Here is a 20,866-nt window from a genome sequence, read left to right on the forward strand (position 1 = left end):
CCGTCTTTAACGGCCAGCTGAAACTGGATCAGGTTGAATGCAGATTTTCCAGACTGTGCGGTGGCGCACAGCAAAATAGTTCTCTAGGGAGATCGATTAAAAACTTTTCAGGGTCTTGAAGGACATGCAACAGGTATGCAGCACCAGGCCGATGCTCATACCCGTGGCACATCCAAGTCACTCCGCCCGTTTTTGTGCAACGGCGTCGTCTGCAATAGCCTCGCTGGACTTGCTGGAGCAACGTGGGCGAACTGCATAAAGCCGTCCCATACCAGGGACAGTCGTGGCCGACTGCTGGCAATCGGCTCAGGGCCGCGGGCCAAGAGCAGAGACAGCATTTGGAGCTGTCCTGCTTTGCAGCGGCTGGCCCTGAAGCGGATCAGGTGCGGGTGAGTTGGTCTCGGATCGGCAACTGCCTGATGCGTCTGCCTGTGGCTGCAAAGATCGCGTTGCAAAGCGCGGGCGCCATTGGGGGCACCGGCGGCTCTCCAACCCCTCCTGGGGGCACAGAGAAGTCGTTGCCGACAAGATGCACGTGGATGGCACGTGGTGCAGCCACCGAGCGGGCCACTTCGTAGTCATGGAAGTTGCTTTGCTCGACGCGGCCGTTCTTGAACGTGATTTCGCCCAGCAAAGCCAGCCCAAGTCCCATGACGCACCCGCCTTCGACTTGCGCACGGATGCGCTCTGGATTCACCTGAGGACCACAGTCGACCGCCATGTCGACCCGCGGGATGCGGACCTCGCCCTTGTCGCTGACCTCGACCTCCACGACGGCGGCCGTGTACGTGACGAAGCTGTACGCCACCGCGACGCCAAGTCCGTGTCCCGGCGGCAGCTTGCGCCCCCAACCTGCAGCCTTGGTGGCCTCCTCCACCACGCGCCGCATGCGACCGGTGTCGATGGGATAAACCTCCGGTGACTCCGTGTAGTTCCACTTGTCCGCGAGCGTTTCCGGATTGATGCGCCGTGGTGGACCGATCAGCTCTAGCAAGTAATCTCGCGGGTCACGCCCAGCTTTGGCAGCCAGTTCGGCAACAAAGCTCTGCACGGCAAAGGCATGCGGGATGTTCGACACGGAGCGGAACCAGCCGATGCGCGAATGCGCATCGATATCCGCAGACTCGATCCGGACATTGGGAACGACGAACGGCACATTGATGGCCGTCATGCCGGTCTCGAAGTCCGCCTGTCCCTTGCCGCCGACGGCGAAGGTGGACACGATCGACGGTGCGGCAGTGCGATGCATCCAAGCCGTTGGCTTGCCCTGGTCGTCAACGACGCTTTCCACGCGCTCCATCGACACGGTATGCAGGTAATCGTGCTGCAGGTCATCGTCGCGCGTCCACTGCAGCTTGACCGGTACACCGCCCATTATCTTGGACACCAGCGCGGCCTCCGACACAAAGTCCGGCATGGACTTGCGTCCGAACCCGCCTCCAAGCAGCGTGACGTGGACGGTCACTTCCTGCGGTGTCAGGCCCAGGTGCTTGGCCACGCTGTCCACCGCGCCTTGCGGCGCCTGAACCGGCGCCCAGATCTCGCACTTGCCATCCACGAAGCGCGCGGTCGCCACTGGCGGCTCCATCGACGCATGTGCGAGGTGGGGAACATAGTACTCGGCCCAGACGTGCCGGTCCTCGGGCGAGTTGCTCCATGCCGTGACGGCGTCGCCGTCGTTGCGCAGGGCCTTGGCTGGTTGCCGGACTGCTGTCTGCAGCGTGGCCTTGAACGCAGTGGAGTCATAGCCCGAGTTGGGGCCGTCATCCCACTGCAGCTTCAGCGCCTCCCGACCTTTGATCGCGGCCCAAGTGTTGCGCGCCACCACCGCCACGCCGCCCAGCGGATTGAACAGCGGTGCTCCCGGATACCCGGGCAACTCCAGCACCTTGATGACGCCGGGCACCTTCATCGCCTCGCTCGCATCAAAGGATTGGAGCTTGCCGCCGTACACCGGAGGGCGCGCCATCACCGCGTAGACCATGCCCGGCAGCCGGGTATCGATGCCGAACCGCGCGCGGCCGGTGGCGATGTCGGCGCCGTCGTACGGCATCACCTTGCCTTTTCCGATGTAGCGAAAGCGGCTCGGATCCTTCAGGTGAAGTTGTGCCGGCTGGGGGACTGGTTGCTTCTGCGCTTCAACGGCCAGCGCACCGTAGCCCAGGCGTCGTCCGGTCGGCTTGTGCACGACCTCGTGCTGCACCGCCTGCACCTGTTGGACCGGAACCTTCCATCGCGCCGCTGCGGCGGCTTCCAGCATTGCGCGCGCCGAGGCACCGACGCGGCGCATGGGGTCCAGGAAGTGCCTCATGCTGCGCGAGCCGTCGACGTTTTGGCTGCCATAGCGGCCCTCGTCGCCATCGGCCTGCACGATGCGAACGCGTGCCCAGTCGGCTTCCATCTCGTCGGCCACGACCATCGGCAGGCTCGTACGGATGCCGGTTCCCATCTCCGCACGATGAGCGACGATTGTCACGATGCCGTCAGGCGTGATCGACACGAAGACGAGCGGGTTGTCTACCACGCCCCCGGGCATGGAATCACGGCCGTAGCGCTTGGGTTCCTCGGCCTGGGCCAGACGGACCAGACCTGCCGGGCTGACGGACAGCACCAGGCCGCCGGCCAAGCTCTTGAGCCACGATCGCCGGCTCAGCGCCGCGGGCTCAATGGTGTCCTGCATGCTGGGATACGGCGTCATGACTTGGCTCCTGCGGACAATGTCGAGCTGGCCTTCTTGATCGCTGCATTGATGCGCGTGTAGGTGCCGCACCGACAGATGTTGCCGGCCATCGCCTCATCGATCTGCGCATCGGAGGGCCTGGGATTTTGCTTGAGCAGCGCCGTGGCAGACATGATCTGCCCGGCTTGGCAATAGCCACACTGGGCCACGCCGAGCTCAACCCATGCGGCCTGGACGGCTCGGCCGACGGGATCGGCTCCCACGGCCTCGATGGTCGTCACGCGCTTGCCCACGGCAGCCGAGATGGGCGTCATGCAGGAGCGGATCGGTTGCCCATCGAGATGCACGGTGCAAGCGCCACAGAGCGCTTGGCCACAGCCGAACTTAGTGCCTGTGTGCCCGAGGTCGTCGCGCAAGACCCACAGCAGCGGAGTGTCTTCGGGCAACTCCGTCGCTTCACGACGGCCGTTGATGTCCAAGGTGGTCATTGTGCAGTCTTCCCATTGGAGCTGGAGTTGCGGTTGATCTGGTAACTCGCGACGTAGGCCCAGAGCGCATCGATGTCGCCCGGCTTGAGGACGGCGCCCCAAGCCGGCATGGCCCGCTTGCCGTTGGTCACCGAGTTGATGAATCTCGGCTTGTCGTCGAGCGGGAATGTCCGCAAGTCAAAGAAGCCGCCCCCGGGCGTCACCATGTCAAGACCGTGGCACTTCTGGCAGAAGGACTTGTACATGCCGTGCCCCTTGTCGGCCAGGGACAGATCGACGTCCACATTGGACGCAACCGGCGCGGCACCGGGCTGTGCCGGCTCGGCGTTGGGGTCCACCAGGTTGTCGGCCTGCTTTTCAGCGGAGTGCGGCTGTACGGGAGCCGCCGCGGCCGATACGGACACCGTAGCGGCGGCACACACCATGGCCCATGGGACCATGGCCCGAAGCAAAGAGATCACCGTGTACTTCATGGCTTGCCTCCTTGAGTCACTGCAAGGCGAATGTCCAGACGGAGCCACCGGCCGGAACCGAGGGCAGCGCCGGGTCGCCTCCCGCACCGGCGTAGATCGACGCTGCGCCGTTCGTCACCGTCACGTACTGCTTGCCGTCCTTCTGCCAGGTGATCGGCAGGCCGGTGATGCCGGAGCCGGTCTGGAACTTCCACAGCTGCCGGCCGGTGTCCGAGTCATAGGCCAGGAATTCACCGGTCAGACTGCCAGTGAACAGGAGCCCACCACCCGTGGCCAGCATGCCGGCCCAGTGGGGAACCTTCAACGGTACGTCCCAGACATGCTTGCCAGTCATGGGCTCGACTGCAGCCATGAAGCCGCGATTGCCATCCTCGGGCTCCGCATAACCGCCGATATCGACTGCCAGAAAGATCGCCGGGAGCTTGGGCTCGTCGCGGATGTTCTTGATCTTCATGCCGAAGTTGATCCCGTTGACGTAGGCCAGCTTGCGGTTCGGGTCGAAGGCGATCGGCATCCAGTTCTTCACGCCGGCCCAGGACGGGAACACGACCTCGTGCTCGCCCATGACCGCCTGCGACTTGAAGCGCCGCGTGATATCGCTCTCGATCGGCCGACCGGTGGCCTTGTCGATGCCCGTCGCCCAGTTCACCGTCTTGCCGTAGAGGCTCGCCGCGAGCAGCTTGCCGTTGCTGCGATCCAGCACGTAGAAGAAGCCGTTGCGGTTGGCATTCATCAGCACTTTGGTGCGCTTGCCATCGACGTCCATGTCGCCCAGCACCATTTCGGCCACGGCGTCATAGTCAAAGGCGTCTCCAGGCGAGAACTGGTAATGCCAGACGATCTCGCCGGTCTTGGGGCGGATGGCAAGCACCGAGCAGATGTACAGCGAATCACCTCCGTTGGCTCGCTGCACCGGGTTGAATGGCGAGCCGTTACCCGTGCCCCAATAGACCAGGTCAAGCTCGGGATCGTAGCTGCCGGTGATCCAAGTGCTGGCCCCACCGGTTTTCCACTTGTCGCTGCCGTTCCACGTCTCGAAGCCCTTTTCCCCGGGCGACGGCGTGGTGTAGCGCGTCCACAGTGCTTTACCAGTCTTGGCGTCGTAGCCACGCAAGAATCCACGAGTATTGAACTCCGCGCCGGACATCCCCGTGATCACCACATCGCCCACCAGCAGCGGTGCGCTGGTGATCGAGAAGCCCTGCTTGTAGTCCGCCACCTTGGTACGCCACAGCACCCGGCCATCCGCCGCGCTGATAGCCATCAAGTGCGCATCCAGCGACGGGCGGTACAACACGCCGTCGCGATAAGCCATGCCTCGCGCATGAGAGCCGCAGCACACCATGGCGCCGGCGTCGGCCGGCAGGTCGAGCATGACCTTCCACTTTTGCCGGCCCGTCACCGCATCGATGGCTACCGTGGCGTTGTACGTGGCGACGTACATCGTGCCGTCAATGACCAGCGGCTGAGTCGACGTATTGGCGGAGCTGTCCAGACTGAGCGACCAGGCCGGCACAAGGCTCTTGACGTTGTCCCGGTTGATCGTGGCCAGCGGCGAGTAGCGTTGCTGGCTGTTGTCCAAGCCATAGGTGCTGACCTCGACGTCAGCGGCAGTCGTTGCCACACCGCCCGGTCCCGCGGTCTGCGCGCAACCGACCAAGGCTGCGGCAGCGACCGCGCATAGCGTGTTGATACCGCGTGATGTCCAAGAACGCATGGTTGCTTGTCTCCTTTTGGCTCTATGTATTGAAGGTATTGCGTCACCAGCGGCCGACCGGGACGTCACCCCGTAGAGGCCAGCAGATCAGGTTGATGGCCGCAAATCCGAGTGCGGTCTACTTTAGGAACTGACATCACTCCAAACGCGCCTGGGGCAGTCAAGGCGATTGACTGGAGCTGTCAAGGCCCTTGCTTTTCAATGCGCTCAGCCGCACCTGCGGTTGCCGGCCCTTGCGCCGGCCACTGTTGGACCGTTGCCGTACTCACATGACGCGAGTGCGCCTCGGCCTTGCTCCGGGCACGGGCCGGCAGCAAATAGCGCACGGGGGGTACCTATCCCACGGGCACTACCGCGGGCGCCGACGGGACTCCTGCGTCAGGCGAAACGCGCAGAGCCCCTGCCGCACGTCCAGCTGTCGCGTTTCGCGCTACTTCACTGCCTCTTTCCCACGCAGTTTTGTCGCGCAGCATGGGCGACTGCCCGTATGAGGCTACCGGACGGCGCAATGTGGGACGGAGGCATAACACGGGCGTGGCATGAAGGCAGCCCGGGGATGCCGGGCCGCGCCGCTGGCGTTTTCAGTCTGCTGGCTGTTGCTGCTCGATGTACTGTCGCGCGACACTGATGGACGGCCCCACGGCAGGAGGCGCACAAGCCACCTGGAAACATCAGAACACCCTTTCACTAATGCGACCAGGAGGGATCAGTCGCGCGCAGCAGACGGCTCGTTGCCCATTGGAAAAGCCTCGTTTTCACAGCTTTCCCGCGCATCGCGCGGAATAGGACGTAGGGCGCACCGCGGCCATGGCGCCACGGATGAACTGGTTGAACCAGCTACCGGTCTGCACCTTCGAGCAAGTGGTATGCGTCGACACCGAGAACGCTTTGCTCGTAGCTCGGACAGTGCCCAGTCTGCCCGGTGGCTGACCGGCAGCATCGCCAGCAGCTGCGTACGCAGTCATAACCTGCGCCATCCGGAAAACTGCTCTTGGTAAGCCGCTCGGTAATGTAGCAAGGCCTCTGAGGCGCTTGTGCTACGGCGACCCAGGGCGCGCGCCTCGTACGTCTGCAGAGGGCTGGCCGCCGCTGGCAGCACCTACTGCGTCGGCGTGTCCAGTTTGCGAGCCTGACCCACGCGGCATACGGAACGAGCCGCTTCCATGACACTCTGCAAGGCCAAGAGGTACGGGTGCCATACCAGACTCGCACGCATCGTGGCTTCCGCCCGCCGCCTTCGGCCCGGGCGGCGGCAGCGCCCTTCTACGCGAGCTTGAAAACCGATACGGTGCCTACCAGTTGCTGGGCTTGCGAATTCAGACCCTGGGCCGCTGCAGCGCTTTCCTCCACCAACGCCGCGTTCTGCTGCGTGGCCTTGTCCATCTCGATAACGACCTCACCGATGTGTGCGACGCCCGAGCTCTGCTCGGCGCTGGCTGCGCTGATCTCTCCCACGATGTTCGTGACACGGCGGATGGACTCCACCACATCATTCATCGCCGCCCCGGCTCGGTTGACCAGTGCGGTACCCTGCTCCACCCGCTCCATGCTGCCCTGGATCAGTTCCCTGATCTCTTTGGCCGCCTCCGAGCTGCGCCGCGCCAGGCTGCGCACCTCGCCGGCGACGACCGAAAACCCCCGTCCTTGCTCGCCTGCCCGCGCTGCCTCGACAGCGGCGTTGAGCGCAAGGATGTTGGTCTGAAAGGCGAGGTTGTCGATCACTGCGATGATCTCGCCGATTTTCCGCGAGCTTGCGTCAATGTTCTTCATGGACTCGACGACCTGGCTCACGACCTCGCCACCCTGCATCACAACCTGGGATGCCTCCACTGCCAGTTGATTCGCCTGCGCGGCGTTATCAGCGTTTTGCCTGACCGTTGCCGCCAATTTCTTCATCGAGGCCGCCGTCTGCTCCAAGGCAGAAGCTTGTTCTTCAGTCCGCCCCGACAGATCGTTGTTGCCCTGAGCGATTTGCAAAGAGGCTGCGGCCACCCCTTGCGCATTGGAACGCACGGCGGCCACGAGGGTCACCAAACCGTCCTGCATCCGCTTGAGCCCAGCCAGCAGACTGTCGTTATCCCCACGCCGCAGCGAGATGGGCATGCTGAGGTCACCACCGGCCACCCGCCGGGCCAACACGGCCGCATCCTCTGGCTCGCCGCCGAGTTGCTGGATGACACCGCGAACGATGATGAATGCCAGTACCGCGGCCAGCACGACGGCGGCACCGATGAGCATGCCGGTCCACAGGAGCGCCGACTCGAAGCTCTTGCGCGCCGCGGCCGCAGAGGCATCGGACGCCTGGTTGCTTGCTTCCACGAGATTGTCGAGCGCCGCCAGCATCGCGGTGAAGGCCGTGCGCGATTCGCCACGGTAGAAAGCCTTGGTTTCATCCCTTTGGCCGTCGCCGCCGCGCGAGAGCTCGATCAGCCTGTTCTGCAGCGCCAGATAGGCGTCGCGGTGCTTCTTGAACTCCTCGTAGCCCGAGCGCTCTTCGTCAGAATCAAGCAGCTTTTCATAGGCTTGCTGCCTGTCGAAAAAGGCTGCCATCCCTTGATAGATCTGGTTCTCCAGCTGGGCCATTTCTGCGGCGTCCCCAGAGATGACGTGATCGGCTTCCTGGAAACGCAATTGGTTGGCAGCAGCACTGACTTCGCCAAGCGCCTTGACGCTAGGCAGCCACCTGTTTGCCAGTTCCTGTGTACGGGCGTTCACGCCGGAAATCTGGTGCAGGGCGAAGCTCCCCACTGCTACGGTCAGCAAGACCAGAATCGCGAATGCCAATCCCAGCTTGGTGCCAAGCTTCATTGAATTTCTTTTCATGCAACAGCCTCGCAATCCTGTGCTGAAACACGTCGCTTGGCGGTCAATGCGACACGTGTTCAGCGCAGGATCGATGTTTATTGATTGAATTCTGTCTCGGCGCCGCCCAACGACAGGCGCACAACTGTCCGACGGCAGTAGAACTTCAGCAGATCAGGAGTGCGACCCGCGCGCAGTCGATGGCATAGGCAAATCTTCGCGGCGTAGACGCCGCACAGCATCCGCCGCCTGCACCCCCACCTCGCTACTTAACTCGGCTTGGCGAGCGAAGCAGCGAATGAGGCAGAACGCCATAGGCGTCCTTGAACATCCGGCTGAAGTGCGAACCGCTGGCGAAGCCGCATCCCAGCGCGATGTCCAGCACCTTGGTCGCACGGCCCTCGCACAGCGCAGCATGGCTGGCCTCGAGCCGTTGCCTCCAAAGCCATCGGATAACGGTCGTGCCTTCGGAAGCAAAGGCCCTGCTCAATGTGCTGGGAGACACGTTGAGCGCGTACGCTATGGATTCGACTTCAAGATTCGGGTCATCCAGATGCGCCCGCAGGTAGGCCTTCGCGCGCTGCAGCAGGGCCGCTTGCCGATCCAGCAGGTCTCGCCGTCCTGCGACTTCGGTCTCAAATGCAGCTGAAACCATCTCCAGCAACGAGGCGCCCACCTTTGCCAAAGGCCCCGTGTTTTCTTGCACGTCCAGTGCATTCGCGGAGCGCATCAAGCCCGCGGCAAGCGAACCCAGGCACGAGCCCTCACCCACGGTCACGGCCGTCATCCGCTCCGCGTCCGGCAAGCGGCTCAACAGCGTGCGTCGGGGAATGCGAACAAGAAGGATGCGGTAGCGCTGCGTGAAGTCATAGACGAAGTTCCTTGCAGCGTCGTACAGAACGAGGTCACCCGGTCGCTGTACTGCCACGCGGCCGCCTTGCTCCAGTTGGGCTTGCCCGTCCAGCATCAGCGTCAGAAGAAAGTCCTCATTCGGATCCCGCTGGATGTCGTCACGTCGCCGGTCATAGCGCAGTGCTTCACAACGGATGTCGCTGAGCGCCACGGTGCCGAACAGCTTGCGCTGGAAATCAGCAATGAACGGCAGGCTCGTGTCACTTCGATGTGCAGTGGCACGCGCATACAGACGGCAGATCACGTCGTGCCAATACGCGTAGCGGTCGCGCTCACGAAGAGACGAAGTACAGAAGTGTGTGTCCATCACCCAAAACACAATGCCAATGCTGTCAAGGGGGGACGTGGATCGATGCCTGCCACGCCGGTTCCGCAGTATCCATCGCTGCAGCCATCGCTATCAATGCGACAAACCCTGATTTTTCGTCTTCAGCTTGGTTGACAACGCATCTTGTCCAGTTCTACTCATGTAGACGGGACAAAATCAGCGCTGCTATCGGCAAGGAGGACCACTCAGCTCCGCTGCCTCCGCAAGGATCTCCAGCGAACGCAGACCCGCGGCCTGGTCAAACATGGGGGATACGGCAATCACCTCGTCGGCCCCTGTTTGGCTCGCCAGCGATCTCAATCCTTCTCTGATAACAGCTTCTGATCCGACCAGCGAGCAAGCCAGCATTCTGTTGACCTGCGCGCGCTCCGCGCTGCTGCAACTCAGGTCCGTAGTGTCGACGGGGGGTGGCAGCAAGCCTCGCTCGTTTCTAAGTATCTGCAAAAACGCCTGCTGCAGCGAGGTGAATTGCCGTTGTGCTTCTTGATCGCTGTTGGACGCGACGACGTTGACTCCGACCATCACGTAGGGTCTGTCCAGTTGCGCCGACGGTTGGAATCGATCTCGGTACAACTGGATCGCATCAAAGAGCATCTCGGGCGCGAAGTGCGAAGCGAACGAATACGGCAGGCCGAGCGCTGCGGCGACTTGCGCTCCGTAGGTGCTCGATCCCAGGATCCACAGAGGCACGCGAAGACCAGCACCCGGAATGGCTTGAACGGCCTGTCCGGGCTCTACCGGCTCGAACAACGCTCGCACTTCCTTGACCTCTTCGATGAAGGAATCGCCGGCGAACGAATCACGGCGCAGCGCCATTGCAGTCCTTTGATCGGTTCCTGGCGCTCGCCCGAGGCCCAGGTCGATCCTTCCCGGGAACAGCGATTCCAGCGTTCCGAACTGCTCGGCGACGACAAGCGATGGATGGTTGGGAAGCATGATGCCGCCCGACCCGACGCGGATGCTCGAGGTCCCGGCCGCCAAGCGCCCGATGATGATCGAGGTCGCCGAACTCGCGATACCTGCAATATTGTGGTGCTCCGCGATCCAGTAGCGCGTGTAACCCAACCGTTCGGCTCGCTGAGCGCGCTCCAGCGTGTCGGACAATGCTTGCGCAGGAGTGGATCCCTGCGAAACGCGCACCAAGTCCAGGACAGAAATCTTTGGCATTTTCATGACTACACACCCGTTGAAATGTGGTTTGGCATATCTTTAACTTTGTGCCTTACTCCGAATCCAGCGTCCTTCGTGCCAGCCCTGGAAACCAGCAGCACATTCTTGGAGACCTTGCAGCCGCCTACCAAACGGCGTCAGCCGGTTTGGCTACGGATCAGATCAAGAGGTGCAAGCAGTTATTCCAGGGTTGAACAACTTCCTTCCATTTGCGCGTTACCCCTTCGACGCACCAGCGTCTGCGCCTCACGAGCAACGCGAACCAAGTCTGCTGCCACGGAAACGGCGATTTCAGGTGGCGTACGAGCGCCAATGTCCATGCCGACCGGGCCGTGCAGCCTGTCGATTTCCTGCGCTGTGAGTTCGAACATCGCAAGGCGCTCTTTGCGCGCCTTCGTGGTCCGTACGGACCCCATAGCCCCAACGTAGAAGGCTGCGGACTTCAGGGCTTCCATCAAAGCCAAATCGTCGAGCTTGGGGTCATGGGTCAAGGCAATCACGGCCGTGTGCGCGTCGAGCATGCGCGCGGACAATGCGTCGTCGGGCATATCGCGCACGACTTCACAGTCGGGATGTGGCCAAGTGTCGGCGTATTCTGACCGGGGATCGATAACTGTGACGCGATAGTCCATTGTGCGAGCAATGGGCGCGAGGTATCGCGACACCTCACTGGCTCCGATCAGAAAAAGCCTGCGCACGGGCCCGAGCAGTTGGTAAAAACACTGTCCCGACGACGCTGTCACGTCTCCCGATACCGCCCTTGCGACACGCGAGGTGCCGAGGTCCATTTTAATTTCCCGCCGCATCAGCGTCCCCGCTTCGATGCCGGCAAGTAGCGTCGCCAACTCGCGTCGCGGCACGGGTTCCAGCCAGATTCGCAAATGTCCGCCACATGGCAGACGCAAGCGCGCCCTCTCCTGAGCATCATGGCCATAAACGAATGCCTGAGCCGTGTGCACATGGACGGCGTCTCGGTGCAGCCAGTCCATCAAGTCGTCCTCGACACATCCACCCGAAACGGATCCCGCCACCCGCCCGTCTTCGCACAGAACTGCCATGGAGCCCAAGGGGCGTGGCGCCGAGCCATAGGTCTCAACCACCGTCGCAAGCCAGCAACGGTGACCTGCATCGCTCCATTCACAAGCGGTGCGGATTACCAACAAGTCCATGCCATCCATTAGGTCTCCTTTCTTATGCGTTTTCGACCCGTTTCCCGCGTTGACTTGCACATGAAGTTCTTATCCAAGCCACTGCGGGTTGCGCAACATCACGATGCGTTGACGCACCGGATGCACGATATTCGAGCCTCAAGTTGCGTCGGGTTGACACTCCGGTGAAGATTGCTGGAAAGCCGCCAACTGCATGCAGTGGTCATTGATACGGCACAGCGTCGGATAGTCGGCCATCGGAATGTTGAACCGGCGCGCGTTGTACACCTGGGGAACCAGGCAGCAGTCAGCCAGCGTCGGATGGTCTCCATGACAGAATTGACCTGTTTCGGGGCTCTTGGCCAGCATGCGCTCCAGCGCTGCAAAGCCTAGCGTTAGCCAATGTGCATACCAATCCTGTCGAGAGGCGCTGTCCACGCCCAGCGTGCGCTCAAGATACTGCAGCACACGCAGGTTATTGAGCGGGTGAATCTCGCAGGCAATTGTTTGTGCAATGGCACGCACGCGTGCGCGTCCAGCAAAATCACCTGGCAACAAGCGGTGCTCCGGGTAGCGCTCGTCGAGGTATTCAATGATGGACAGCGACTGCGCCAGAATCTGCGCATCGTCACGCAGCACCGGCACCAGTTCAGTGGGATTCAGGGCCGAGAAATCGCTTCCATGCTGTTCACCACCATCATGAAGCAAGTGGACCGGAACCGATTCATAAGAAAGGCCCTTCAGCGCCAAAGCAATGCGTACCCTGAAAGAGGCAGAACTACGAAAATAAGTGTAGAGCGTCAACATATTTTCTTTACCGTTGAGCCAAACAGTTGATAGTCGTGCCGAGACAGCAAGCACGACAAATTCAAGTTAACGATGCCCTTTGAAAACAGGGCATCTTCGGGTCATCATCAGTCAGACATTCAGAGGGTTCGTGCCGCCGCCCACTACAACGAAGGTTGTGGCGAAAGAGAGCACGAACAATTGAATGCCTTTACACCACGACGTGGGTCTCGACCATGAACGTCGTGATTTCATCGATGAACGCCGTGGCATGGTTCATCAACGTCACGCCTTGCGGTGAGGCAAATGCCTGATTCAACTCGTCGGTGCTGGTGAACCACAACTCGACGACCCCGTCGATCGGAAGGTCGTCATAGCCGCAAGGAGTCCCCTTCACCGCTTCGCGACCAACCACCAGGTTCTGCCTGTAGCCGCGCACGCCGGGCGTGAGCTTCACCAGGCGCGCATGCTCCACTCGCCATTCCCTCTCGAATGTTGCCTCGTCGACGTCTGCGTGGCGGCGCAGCAGCGACATGCGCTTGATCAAGCGCTCGCCAGTGGGAGGCGCAATGACTTCGCGCTGATCCAGCGTGAGAATGCGCAGGCGGCCCAGGAACTTTGCCTCGTCTTGGGCCAGTGACGGTGCCACATCCGATGCAAACGCAGCGCGCATGGCGTCCTCGCTTTGGAAAACCAGTTCGGAGAAACCGTCAAGTTGCTCCGGCCCGCGCTTGTAGCTGATGCCACGTTGCAGCGAATCGACGACATGGTGCTGGTGATAGCGCAGCAAGCCCGGCAGCCGAGCTGCAATTGGGCCATGCGTTTGTGACCAGTGGCGGTGGAAGTCGGCGAGCGACCACTCGGGCTTCTTGTTGAGCAGACCCATACGAACGATCATGGCAGTACTCCTGCTGTGGAAGGAAAAGCGGTAAGCGCGGCCATGTGCACCCTGTGCACATGGGAGGTTCTTTAAGTGCAGACGCCGAGCGAGGAACAGGTATCCTGACCGGCTGCCCGGGCGGCCAGCACGCTTCCTGCCAGGACGGCGGCCAGTCCCAACGCATGCCACCAGTTCAACGGTTCGCCCAGCAGCAAGGCGCCGAAACCCACGCCGAAGATGGGGACCCACGACAGGTAGTTCGCTGTGCGGCCCACGCCCAGTGCGGCGATGCCGCGGCCCCACGCCACTGCACCCAATGCGGTGGCCATGACACCGGAGTACAGCATCAGTGTCCATTGCCAGCCGTTCAGTGACAAGATCGATGCCACGGCGTTGGGCGTTGCGGCAAGCGCATGGAACATCAACAGCACGGCGCCCACGACATGCACAAACCAGGTGATGACCATCGGGCTGGCGCAGCGTGACAGCCGCTGCACCGTCGCACCACCGGCGGCAAAGGCGCAGACCGCGCACAGCATCAGCAAGTCACCTGAAGAGATCTCGGTCCAGGAGGCACCACGCGCCATCAAAACAACAACCGCGACACCGGCCAGCGCGATGGCTATCCCACCCAGTTGCCTGCCGCCGAGCGGCTTGTGAAAAAGCAGGCTTTCCAGAAACGCGGAAATGAACGGGGCAAGCGCCATGATCAGCGCCGCGTTGGTCGCAGAAGTGCGCAACATGGCTGCAGCGAACAAGCCCTGGTTGGCATAGACCATGAGCAGCGCGCCTGCGACGCCGAACACGGCAAGGCGCAACGTCCACCGGGGGGGCGAAGCCGGGTCGAACATCACCAGGGCAGTCAAGGCCAATGCGGCAAGCACCGTTCGCACACTGGCCACGAGCATCACGTCAACGTCGTGCGTCAGCAGCTTCACTGCCGTGACGTTCAGCCCCCACATCATGGCCGTCGCGAACAGCGCCAAGTGAGTGCGGGCATGCAAGCGGGCCGATGTCATGGCGCTTGTACCGCCTGTGCGATGCGGGATGCGACGCCGCGCCCGACAACGCTGCCCAGGACCACCAGTGCAATGGCCGCCACCGAGAAACACCAGCGGGTCCAGTCCTGGTCCACCGCCATCGCAGTCACGACCACCCCGATGGACTGGCCGAAGAACAAGGCACAGGAGAACAGCGACACAGCGGCACCGCGACGCGCCGGCGCCATCTGGGTCGCCTGCGTCTGCAGCGTCGAGTGCAGCATGTAGAAAGCCATGCCTGCCAGCAGGCAAGCAGGCAAGGCCAGAAGCCAGTGGCGGGCCCACGACAAAGTCAGCAATGCGATGCCAAGGAGCGTGCCCCCGGCGGTTGCGAGGCCGCGCTCGCCCATCCACCGAAGCAAGCGCTTCGCGCAGCGGCTGTAGACCAAGCCCCCTACCCCGTACAGTGCCAGCACCGCGCCCGCGGACGACGTGCTCAAGGCGAAATGCTGGGACAGATGGCTGGGGATGAATGCCAGTGAACCGAACACCAGCGCGCCCTCCAGGGCTGTCACTCCAAGAACCCAGCGCACCCGTGCATTGCGCAGCAGCGTCAACGGATTCGTGAGCCCTGGCGCTTGCGTGGGCCTGCCGGGCGCAAGCTCTGACGGCCCATGGACGTCATCACGGTGTCCGGTGAGTTCGGTGCGCAGCCACCAGGCTGCCGCGGCGAATACCACGGTCAAGGCCCAGAAGGCCTGCCGCCAGCCCAGCGTCTCCGTGATCCAGGCCCCAAGCCACTGGCCGGCGATCATGCCGCTGACGGTGGCGCCAAGCAGCTTGGCCAAGGTTTCCTGGCGCTGCTCGTAGGGCACGTTGTCGCCCACCCATGCCATCGTCAGCGGGATGACACCGGCTGCAGCTCCTCCCATAAGGGCACGACCGATCACCAGCGCGTCCAGCGTTGGCGCCATGGCCACCACGATGGAACTTGCCGCACAAGCGGCGGACGCAAAAGCCACCACCCGCAGCTTGCCAATGCGGTCGCCAAGCGGGCCGTAGAAGACCTGCAGCAAGCCATAGCTGATCGCGAATACCGAAATCACATGCGAGGCATCGCCCACACTGCGGCCGAACTCACCAGCGAGCGTCAGCAGCATTGCATCGCACGCCCGCATGGCGGCCATGGCGCCGAAGGCAGCTATGCCGGCACAGCGAAGGCGGCGGGAAACGGCCGTGGTGTCGCTCATTGGAGTCACTGCCTCAGGGCTGACGCAGTGCCGCGTCCAGCGTCAGATCGACATCCGTGGCGTCCATCACCTGCTGCACAGTCGCGCCAGGTGCCGCTTCCCTCAGGATCAGCCCGTCCGGCGTAGGCTGAATGAAGGGCAGCTCCGTTACCAGCAGGTCCACGCGGCGCACGGACGTGACGGGACGAGTGCAGCGCTTGACGCGCGCGGACCCCGTCGGTGACCGGTATAGCGCGAGCCCGCCACGATCCTGGCGGACGAGTTCATCGATGATCCGGTGCGGATTGCTGACGCCCATGAAGCCGCCACCTCTGACGGTGGTTCCTTGCGGCACCATCGCGGCGGCTTCGCTCACGCGCACGGGCTGTTTCATGGCGCCGTGACCGTACCCATGCATTGACCGAAACCAATGCGCGCTGCGCCGGGCTTCTTGCACCAGCCGCGGATGATGACGCTGTCACCGTCCTGCAGGAAGGTGCGCGTTTCTCCGTCAGGCAGCTGCAGCGGCTGCTTGCCCCCGGAAGTGAGCTCGATCAGCGCACCGGCCTGGTCTAGCGTCGGGCCCGACAGCGTGCCGCTTCCAAACAGGTCGCCCGGCTGCAGGTTGCAGCCGTTGACCGTGTGGTGGGCCACCATCTGCGCCACGGTCCAGTACGCGTGCCGGTAGCTGGTGCGGCAGATGGTGGCGACACTGCCCGCTTCGCGCAGGCGCGGCGTGAGCAGGTCCACCTGCAGCTGGATGTCGAGCGAGCCCTCGCGACGGTTGGCCTCGGAATCCAGGTAGGGCAGCGGTTGCGGATCACCCTCGGGGCGCTGGAAGGGCACGCGGTACGGCGCAAGGGCGTCGAGCGTGACGATCCAAGGGGAGATCGTGGTGGCAAAGTTCTTGGACATGAAGGGCCCCAGCGGCTGGTACTCCCAGGCCTGGATGTCGCGTGCGCTCCAGTCGTTGAGCAGGCAGATGCCAAAGACATGGTCTTCGGCCTGTTCAATAGCCACCGGCTCGCCCAGCGAGTTGCCGCTGCCGATGAAGATGCCCAGCTCCAGCTCGATGTCCAGGCGCTGGCTGGGGCCCGTCACCGGCTGTGTGGCGCCCGCGGGCAGTGTCTGGCCCACCGGGCGTCGGAAGACCTGGCCCGAGACGGCGATGCTGGAGGAGCGGCCGTGGTAGCCGATAGGTACCCACTTGTAGTTGGGCATCAGCGGGTTGTCCGGACGGAACAGACGCCCGATGTTGGTGGCATGGTGCACGGAGGTGTAGAAGTCCGTGTAGTCGCCGATGCGCGCGGGCACGTCGTACTGGGCTTCGACCTGCGGCACCAGGCAAGCCTGCAACCGCGGCTGCTGGGCCGCGCCATCGCGTAGCGCGCGCGACAGCGCCAGCCGCAGCGCGCGCCAGGCGGGCTGGCCCAGTGCCATCAGCGCGTTGAGCTTGCCCTGTGCTGCAGCGGCCACCGCCTCACCGGCAGCGCCATCGAACAGGCCGGCCGCGGACACGGCCGCCAAGTCGACGATCTGGTCCCCAATGGCCACCCCACCGCGAAAAGCTTCCGAACTGCCTTTGCGACGGAAGACGGCAAAGGGCAGGTTCTGGATCGGGAAGTCAGTATCCGGGTAGTTGGCCGAGTCGACCCAGCTGCGAAGGGCCGGATCGTGGGTTTCGTTGAGTTGCACCATCGCCGCGTTCCTCAGGCGCCAGCGCTGCCATCATGCATCCAGGCGGCGTGCTGCGGAGCCCGCTTGGTCTTGCTCCACTCTTCGAGCATGTCCCACTTCACCTCGTCGAGCTTGCGCATCATCTCGGGCGTTCCGCAGTCGGCGGCCAGCTCCAGGCGGTGGCCGTTGGGGTCGAAGAAATAGATCGACTTGAAAATGGTGTGGTCGGTCGGACCGACGACCTCGATGCCGGCAGCCTCCAGCCGAGCCTTCGTGGCGATCAGGGTGTCGATGGAATCCACCTGCAGCGCCAGGTGCTGTACCCAGCTGGGCGTGTTGCGGTCACGGTCCATCGGAGGTTGGCTGGGCAGCTCGAAGAAGGCCAGGATGTTGCCGTTGCCTGCGTCCAGGAAGACGTGCATGTAGGGATCAGGCGCCTTGGTCGAGGGCACTTCGTTCTCGGCGATGGCGAGCACGAATTTCATGTCAAGGTGCTTGCCGTACCACTCGACGGTTTCCTTGGCGTCCTTGCAGCGGTAGGCGACGTGGTGAACGTTCTGAATCAGCATGGAGAATCTCCTGGGGTGTGAGCAGCCGCCGGGTCGGCGCCCTGCGCCGCCCGTCGGCTGGTGGGTGACGGGGAACCTGTCGATCAGGACTCGAGCGCTTCCCACATCTCCACGTCGCGCTGGGCCGTCCACACGCGCGGATCCGGGTACTGCGTGACTTCGTCATAGCAGCGCGTCACGTCGAACGGCATGCAGTGGTCGAAGATCACCCACTGGCCGTACTTGGGCTTGAGCTTGGCGAAGGTGTCCTTGTAGACCGCCTTGAGGTCTTTGCCGGCGGCCACGCCTTCCTCGACACTGCGGCGCACATCAGCGATGAAGCTGGCCGTCTCGGTCAAGCCGGCGGCAACCTGCTCCTCACCGATCAGAGCGGGACCCCGTCCGGGCACCAACGCCTTGGGCTTCAACGCCGCGACGTTTTCCAGCGTCTGCGGCCAGTCCTTGAAGTAGGCGTCCCCCGCGTACGGCGTGGCATTGAACTCCACCAGGTCGCCCGAGAGCAGCGTGCGCTCCTGGGGCAGCCACACGACGGTGTCGCCCTTGGTGTGGCCGCGGCCGAGCTGCAGCAGCTGCACTTCGAGCTTGCCCAGCCACAGCGTCATCTTCCCCGTGAAGGTCATCGTAGGCCAGGTCAGCCCGGCAGGCACCGTCTCCACGTTGCGGAACAGGCGCGGGAAGCGGCCGATCTCGCTGGCCTTGTCCTGCTCGCCACGCTCGACAATCAGGTCGTAGGTGTCCTGGCTGGCCAGGATCTGCTGCGGCTCGTAGGCCGAGGCACCCAGCACGCGCACGGCGTGGTAATGCGTGAGCACGACGTACTTGATGGGCTTGTCCGTCACTTCGCGGATGCGGCGGATCACGTCGGCCGCCATCGCCGGCGTGGCCTGGGTGTCAGCGACCAGCACCGCGTCGTCGCCAATGATGATCCCGGTGTTCGGGTCGCCTTCGGCCGTGTAGGCCCAGGCATGCTCGGACAACTGTGTGAAGCTGACCTTCTTTTCTTCGAGGTCGGCTTGAGAAGCAAACTTCTTGGGTGCGTTCATGGAATGACTCCTGTGAATGAAAGCAATGGGGACGTTGGACCGCCCACGAGCCAACGCTGCGGTGGGGTTTATTCGAAGCGCTCTGCCAGCGCCTTCTGCAATGCCGGCTGGCGCTTGGCGAGCCACACGCCATGACGCATCGGCCAGTCGCTGAACGCGGGATCGGGCGCGAGGGTTTCGCGTGCGTGCAGCGGCCAATAGGGGTCGAACAGAGCCTCGCGCCCCAGGGCAATGAGATCGGCCTGGCCCGCCTGGAGAATCGCTTCGGCCTGCTCAGGCTCGACGATCATCCCGACGGCCTGTGTCATGACTGCGGCCTCCGAGCGGATTCGCTCGGCGAAACCGACCTGGAAGCCCAGGCCACGCGGCACCGGCAACGCCCGGGTTTGCTCCGTCAGGCCGCCGGAGGAACAGTCGATGACATCGACGCCGACGAGCTTGAGCTCGTGAGCCAGCGCGACGGAGTCCTCGACGTCCCAACCGCCGATGGAGCCATCGACCGTGGAGATGCGGCAGAACAGCGGCTTCGCCGCTGGCCACGTGGCACGCACGGCCGTGGCGATTTGCAAGGCCAGCGCCATGCGGCCGGTGCGGCTGCCGCCGAACTCGTCGGTACGCTGGTTCGAATGCGGCGACAGGAAGCTGGCCACCAGGTAGCCATGGCCGAAGTGCAACTCCACCGCGTCAAAGCCAGCGCGCTCGGCCCGCTGGGCAGCCGACACGAAGTCCTGCACGACTTGGCGAATGGCGGCATGGTCCATCTCGATGGGCGTGGACCAGCCAGGGCCAGCCGGGATCGCACTGGGCCCATACCGTTGCCAGGTCGGATCGACCTGTGCCATTTCCTCCAGCGTCAAGGCCGCCCCGCCTTCCCACAGCGGGTAGCTTCCCGCCTTGCGGCCGGCATGTCCGAGCTGCACGCCGATGGCCGCGCCCTGCTGGTGCGCGAAGTCAACGATTTCCTTGAGCGGCGCCACATGGGCGTCCGACCAGAGACCCAGATCCGCCTTGCCGATGCGCCCTTCTGGCGCTACTGCGGTGCTCTCGGTGAACACCAGCGCGGCGCCGCCCAGCACGAACTTGCCCAGATGAACCAAGTGCCAGGTGGTCGCCGCCCCGTTGTCGGCGGCGTGCTGCATCATGGGAGAGATCACGATCCGGTTCTTCAGCCGCAGCGACCGAAGGGACAGCGGCTGGAACAGGAGCGGCAGCTCGTGGCCCGTCATAGCAGTTCCTCGTGGTAGTGACACGGCCATTCAATGCGTGCCGAGATAGGCCGCGCGGACCTTGGGATCATCCAGCAACTGCTTGCCGGTGCCTTCGAGTGTCACGCGACCGGTCTCCAGGACGTAGGCACGATCCGCGACGCCGAGCGCCTGCATGGCCATCTGCTCGACCAGCAGAATGGTGAGCCCGGCGTCGCGCAGCTGCTGGATTGCCTTGAAGATGTCCTTGATGATTAGCGGTGCCAGCCCCAGCGAAGGCTCGTCAAGCAGCAACATCTTGGGCTCGCTCATCAGCGCGCGTGACATCGCCAGCATCTGCTGCTCGCCGCCGGACAAGGTGCCCGCGTACTGGTTCTGGCGCTCGCGCAGCCGTGGAAAGCGACGGTACTCGCGCTCCATCAGCTCTTCGGTGCGCTTGGGATCGCGTCCCTTGACGGCGTAGGCTCCCAGCAGCAGGTTGTCGCGCACCGTCTGGTCGGCAAACACGCCCCGTCCTTCGGGCGACAGGGCGATGCCCATCCCCACCCGGCGATGCGCCGGCAACTTGCTGCAGTCCTGGCCGTCGAACGTGATGGTCCCTCCGGCCAGCGGTTCCAGCCCGGCGATGCCCTTGAGCAGCGACGTCTTGCCTGCCCCGTTGGCACCAATGATCGTCACAACTTCGCCTTGGCGGATTTGCAGGCTCACGCCCTTGACCGCTTCGATGGCACCGTAGGCAATGCGCACGGAGTTGAGTTTCAGCATGGTTTGCTCCTGCG

The 20,866-nt window shown here is 63.3% G+C and carries 18 protein-coding genes; all 18 read right to left on the reverse strand.

Translation table 11 applies throughout. The features are described 5' to 3' along the window. Positions 1–379: 379 nt before the first annotated feature. Positions 380–2,698 carry a xanthine dehydrogenase family protein molybdopterin-binding subunit gene (locus H537_RS0124505; RefSeq protein WP_028999954.1) on the reverse strand — a complete coding sequence of 773 codons (2,319 nt, stop codon included), beginning with the start codon at positions 2,696–2,698 and terminating at the stop codon, positions 380–382. Continuing rightward, positions 2,695–3,168 carry a (2Fe-2S)-binding protein gene (locus H537_RS0124510; protein WP_028999955.1) on the reverse strand — a complete coding sequence of 158 codons (474 nt, stop codon included), beginning with the start codon at positions 3,166–3,168 and terminating at the stop codon, positions 2,695–2,697. Before H537_RS0124510 ends, H537_RS0124505 begins: the two co-directional genes overlap by 4 nt. Beyond that, a complete protein-coding gene (locus tag H537_RS49660; RefSeq protein ID WP_051243208.1) occupies positions 3,165–3,641 on the reverse strand; it encodes a c-type cytochrome in 477 nt (158 codons plus the stop codon). Before H537_RS49660 ends, H537_RS0124510 begins: the two co-directional genes overlap by 4 nt. A 16-nt stretch (positions 3,642–3,657) precedes the next feature. Continuing rightward, positions 3,658–5,358: a PQQ-dependent dehydrogenase, methanol/ethanol family gene (locus tag H537_RS0124520; protein WP_028999956.1), complete on the reverse strand. Its 1,701-nt coding sequence runs from the start codon at positions 5,356–5,358 to the stop codon at positions 3,658–3,660. A 1,263-nt stretch (positions 5,359–6,621) separates the two neighbouring features. Continuing rightward, positions 6,622–8,166 carry a methyl-accepting chemotaxis protein gene (locus H537_RS56570; protein ID WP_043460034.1) on the reverse strand — a complete coding sequence of 515 codons (1,545 nt, stop codon included), beginning with the start codon at positions 8,164–8,166 and terminating at the stop codon, positions 6,622–6,624. Between the two features lie 259 nt (positions 8,167–8,425). Further along, positions 8,426–9,379 carry an AraC-like ligand-binding domain-containing protein gene (locus H537_RS45325; RefSeq protein WP_051243209.1) on the reverse strand — a complete coding sequence of 318 codons (954 nt, stop codon included), beginning with the start codon at positions 9,377–9,379 and terminating at the stop codon, positions 8,426–8,428. 186 nt (positions 9,380–9,565) lie between these two features. Then, entirely contained in the window at positions 9,566–10,567 is a 1,002-nt protein-coding gene (locus H537_RS0124535) for an LLM class flavin-dependent oxidoreductase (protein ID WP_028999957.1), read from the reverse strand. A 182-nt stretch (positions 10,568–10,749) separates the two neighbouring features. Next, positions 10,750–11,748, reverse strand: coding sequence for an XdhC family protein (locus tag H537_RS49665; protein WP_084150924.1), 999 nt, complete (start codon positions 11,746–11,748; stop codon positions 10,750–10,752). A 129-nt stretch (positions 11,749–11,877) separates the two neighbouring features. Further along, complete coding sequence (gene maiA / locus H537_RS51490; protein WP_084150925.1) at positions 11,878–12,525, reverse strand: maleylacetoacetate isomerase; 648 nt, start codon at positions 12,523–12,525, stop codon at positions 11,878–11,880. A gap of 190 nt (positions 12,526–12,715) precedes the next feature. Further along, on the reverse strand, positions 12,716–13,402 hold the full coding sequence (locus H537_RS0124545; RefSeq protein ID WP_028999958.1) for an EthD family reductase: 687 nt from the start codon (positions 13,400–13,402) through the stop codon (positions 12,716–12,718). A gap of 71 nt (positions 13,403–13,473) precedes the next feature. Beyond that, entirely contained in the window at positions 13,474–14,403 is a 930-nt protein-coding gene (locus H537_RS45335; protein ID WP_051243211.1) for a DMT family transporter, read from the reverse strand. After that, positions 14,400–15,614: an MFS transporter gene (locus tag H537_RS0124555; RefSeq protein WP_028999959.1), complete on the reverse strand. Its 1,215-nt coding sequence runs from the start codon at positions 15,612–15,614 to the stop codon at positions 14,400–14,402. Before H537_RS0124555 ends, H537_RS45335 begins: the two co-directional genes overlap by 4 nt. Positions 15,615–15,627: 13 nt before the next feature. Beyond that, positions 15,628–15,987 (reverse strand): hypothetical protein, encoded by a 360-nt coding sequence (locus H537_RS45340; RefSeq protein ID WP_156901916.1) that lies wholly within the window; start codon positions 15,985–15,987, stop codon positions 15,628–15,630. Continuing rightward, the gene (gene fahA / locus H537_RS0124565; protein ID WP_211235068.1) at positions 15,984–17,291 is read right to left on the reverse strand and encodes a fumarylacetoacetase; all 1,308 of its coding nucleotides are present in this window, start codon (positions 17,289–17,291) and stop codon (positions 15,984–15,986) included. The genes H537_RS45340 and fahA overlap by 4 nt, the downstream gene beginning before the upstream one ends. 11 nt (positions 17,292–17,302) lie before the next feature. Next, the gene (locus tag H537_RS0124570; protein ID WP_028999961.1) at positions 17,303–17,839 is read right to left on the reverse strand and encodes a VOC family protein; all 537 of its coding nucleotides are present in this window, start codon (positions 17,837–17,839) and stop codon (positions 17,303–17,305) included. Between the two features lie 83 nt (positions 17,840–17,922). Then, entirely contained in the window at positions 17,923–18,882 is a 960-nt protein-coding gene (locus H537_RS0124575) for an MBL fold metallo-hydrolase (protein WP_028999962.1), read from the reverse strand. Positions 18,883–18,950: 68 nt separating this feature from the next. Beyond that, positions 18,951–20,138, reverse strand: coding sequence for an NADH:flavin oxidoreductase/NADH oxidase (locus H537_RS0124580; RefSeq protein WP_310733028.1), 1,188 nt, complete (start codon positions 20,136–20,138; stop codon positions 18,951–18,953). After that, positions 20,139–20,852, reverse strand: a complete 714-nt coding sequence (locus H537_RS0124585) for an ABC transporter ATP-binding protein (RefSeq protein WP_028999964.1) — start codon at positions 20,850–20,852, stop codon at positions 20,139–20,141. It lies immediately after the preceding gene. Between the last annotated feature and the right edge of the window lie 14 nt (positions 20,853–20,866).

Origin of the sequence: Azohydromonas australica DSM 1124, assembly GCF_000430725.1 — a bacterium.
GTDB lineage: Bacteria > Pseudomonadota > Gammaproteobacteria > Burkholderiales > Burkholderiaceae_C > Azohydromonas > Azohydromonas australica.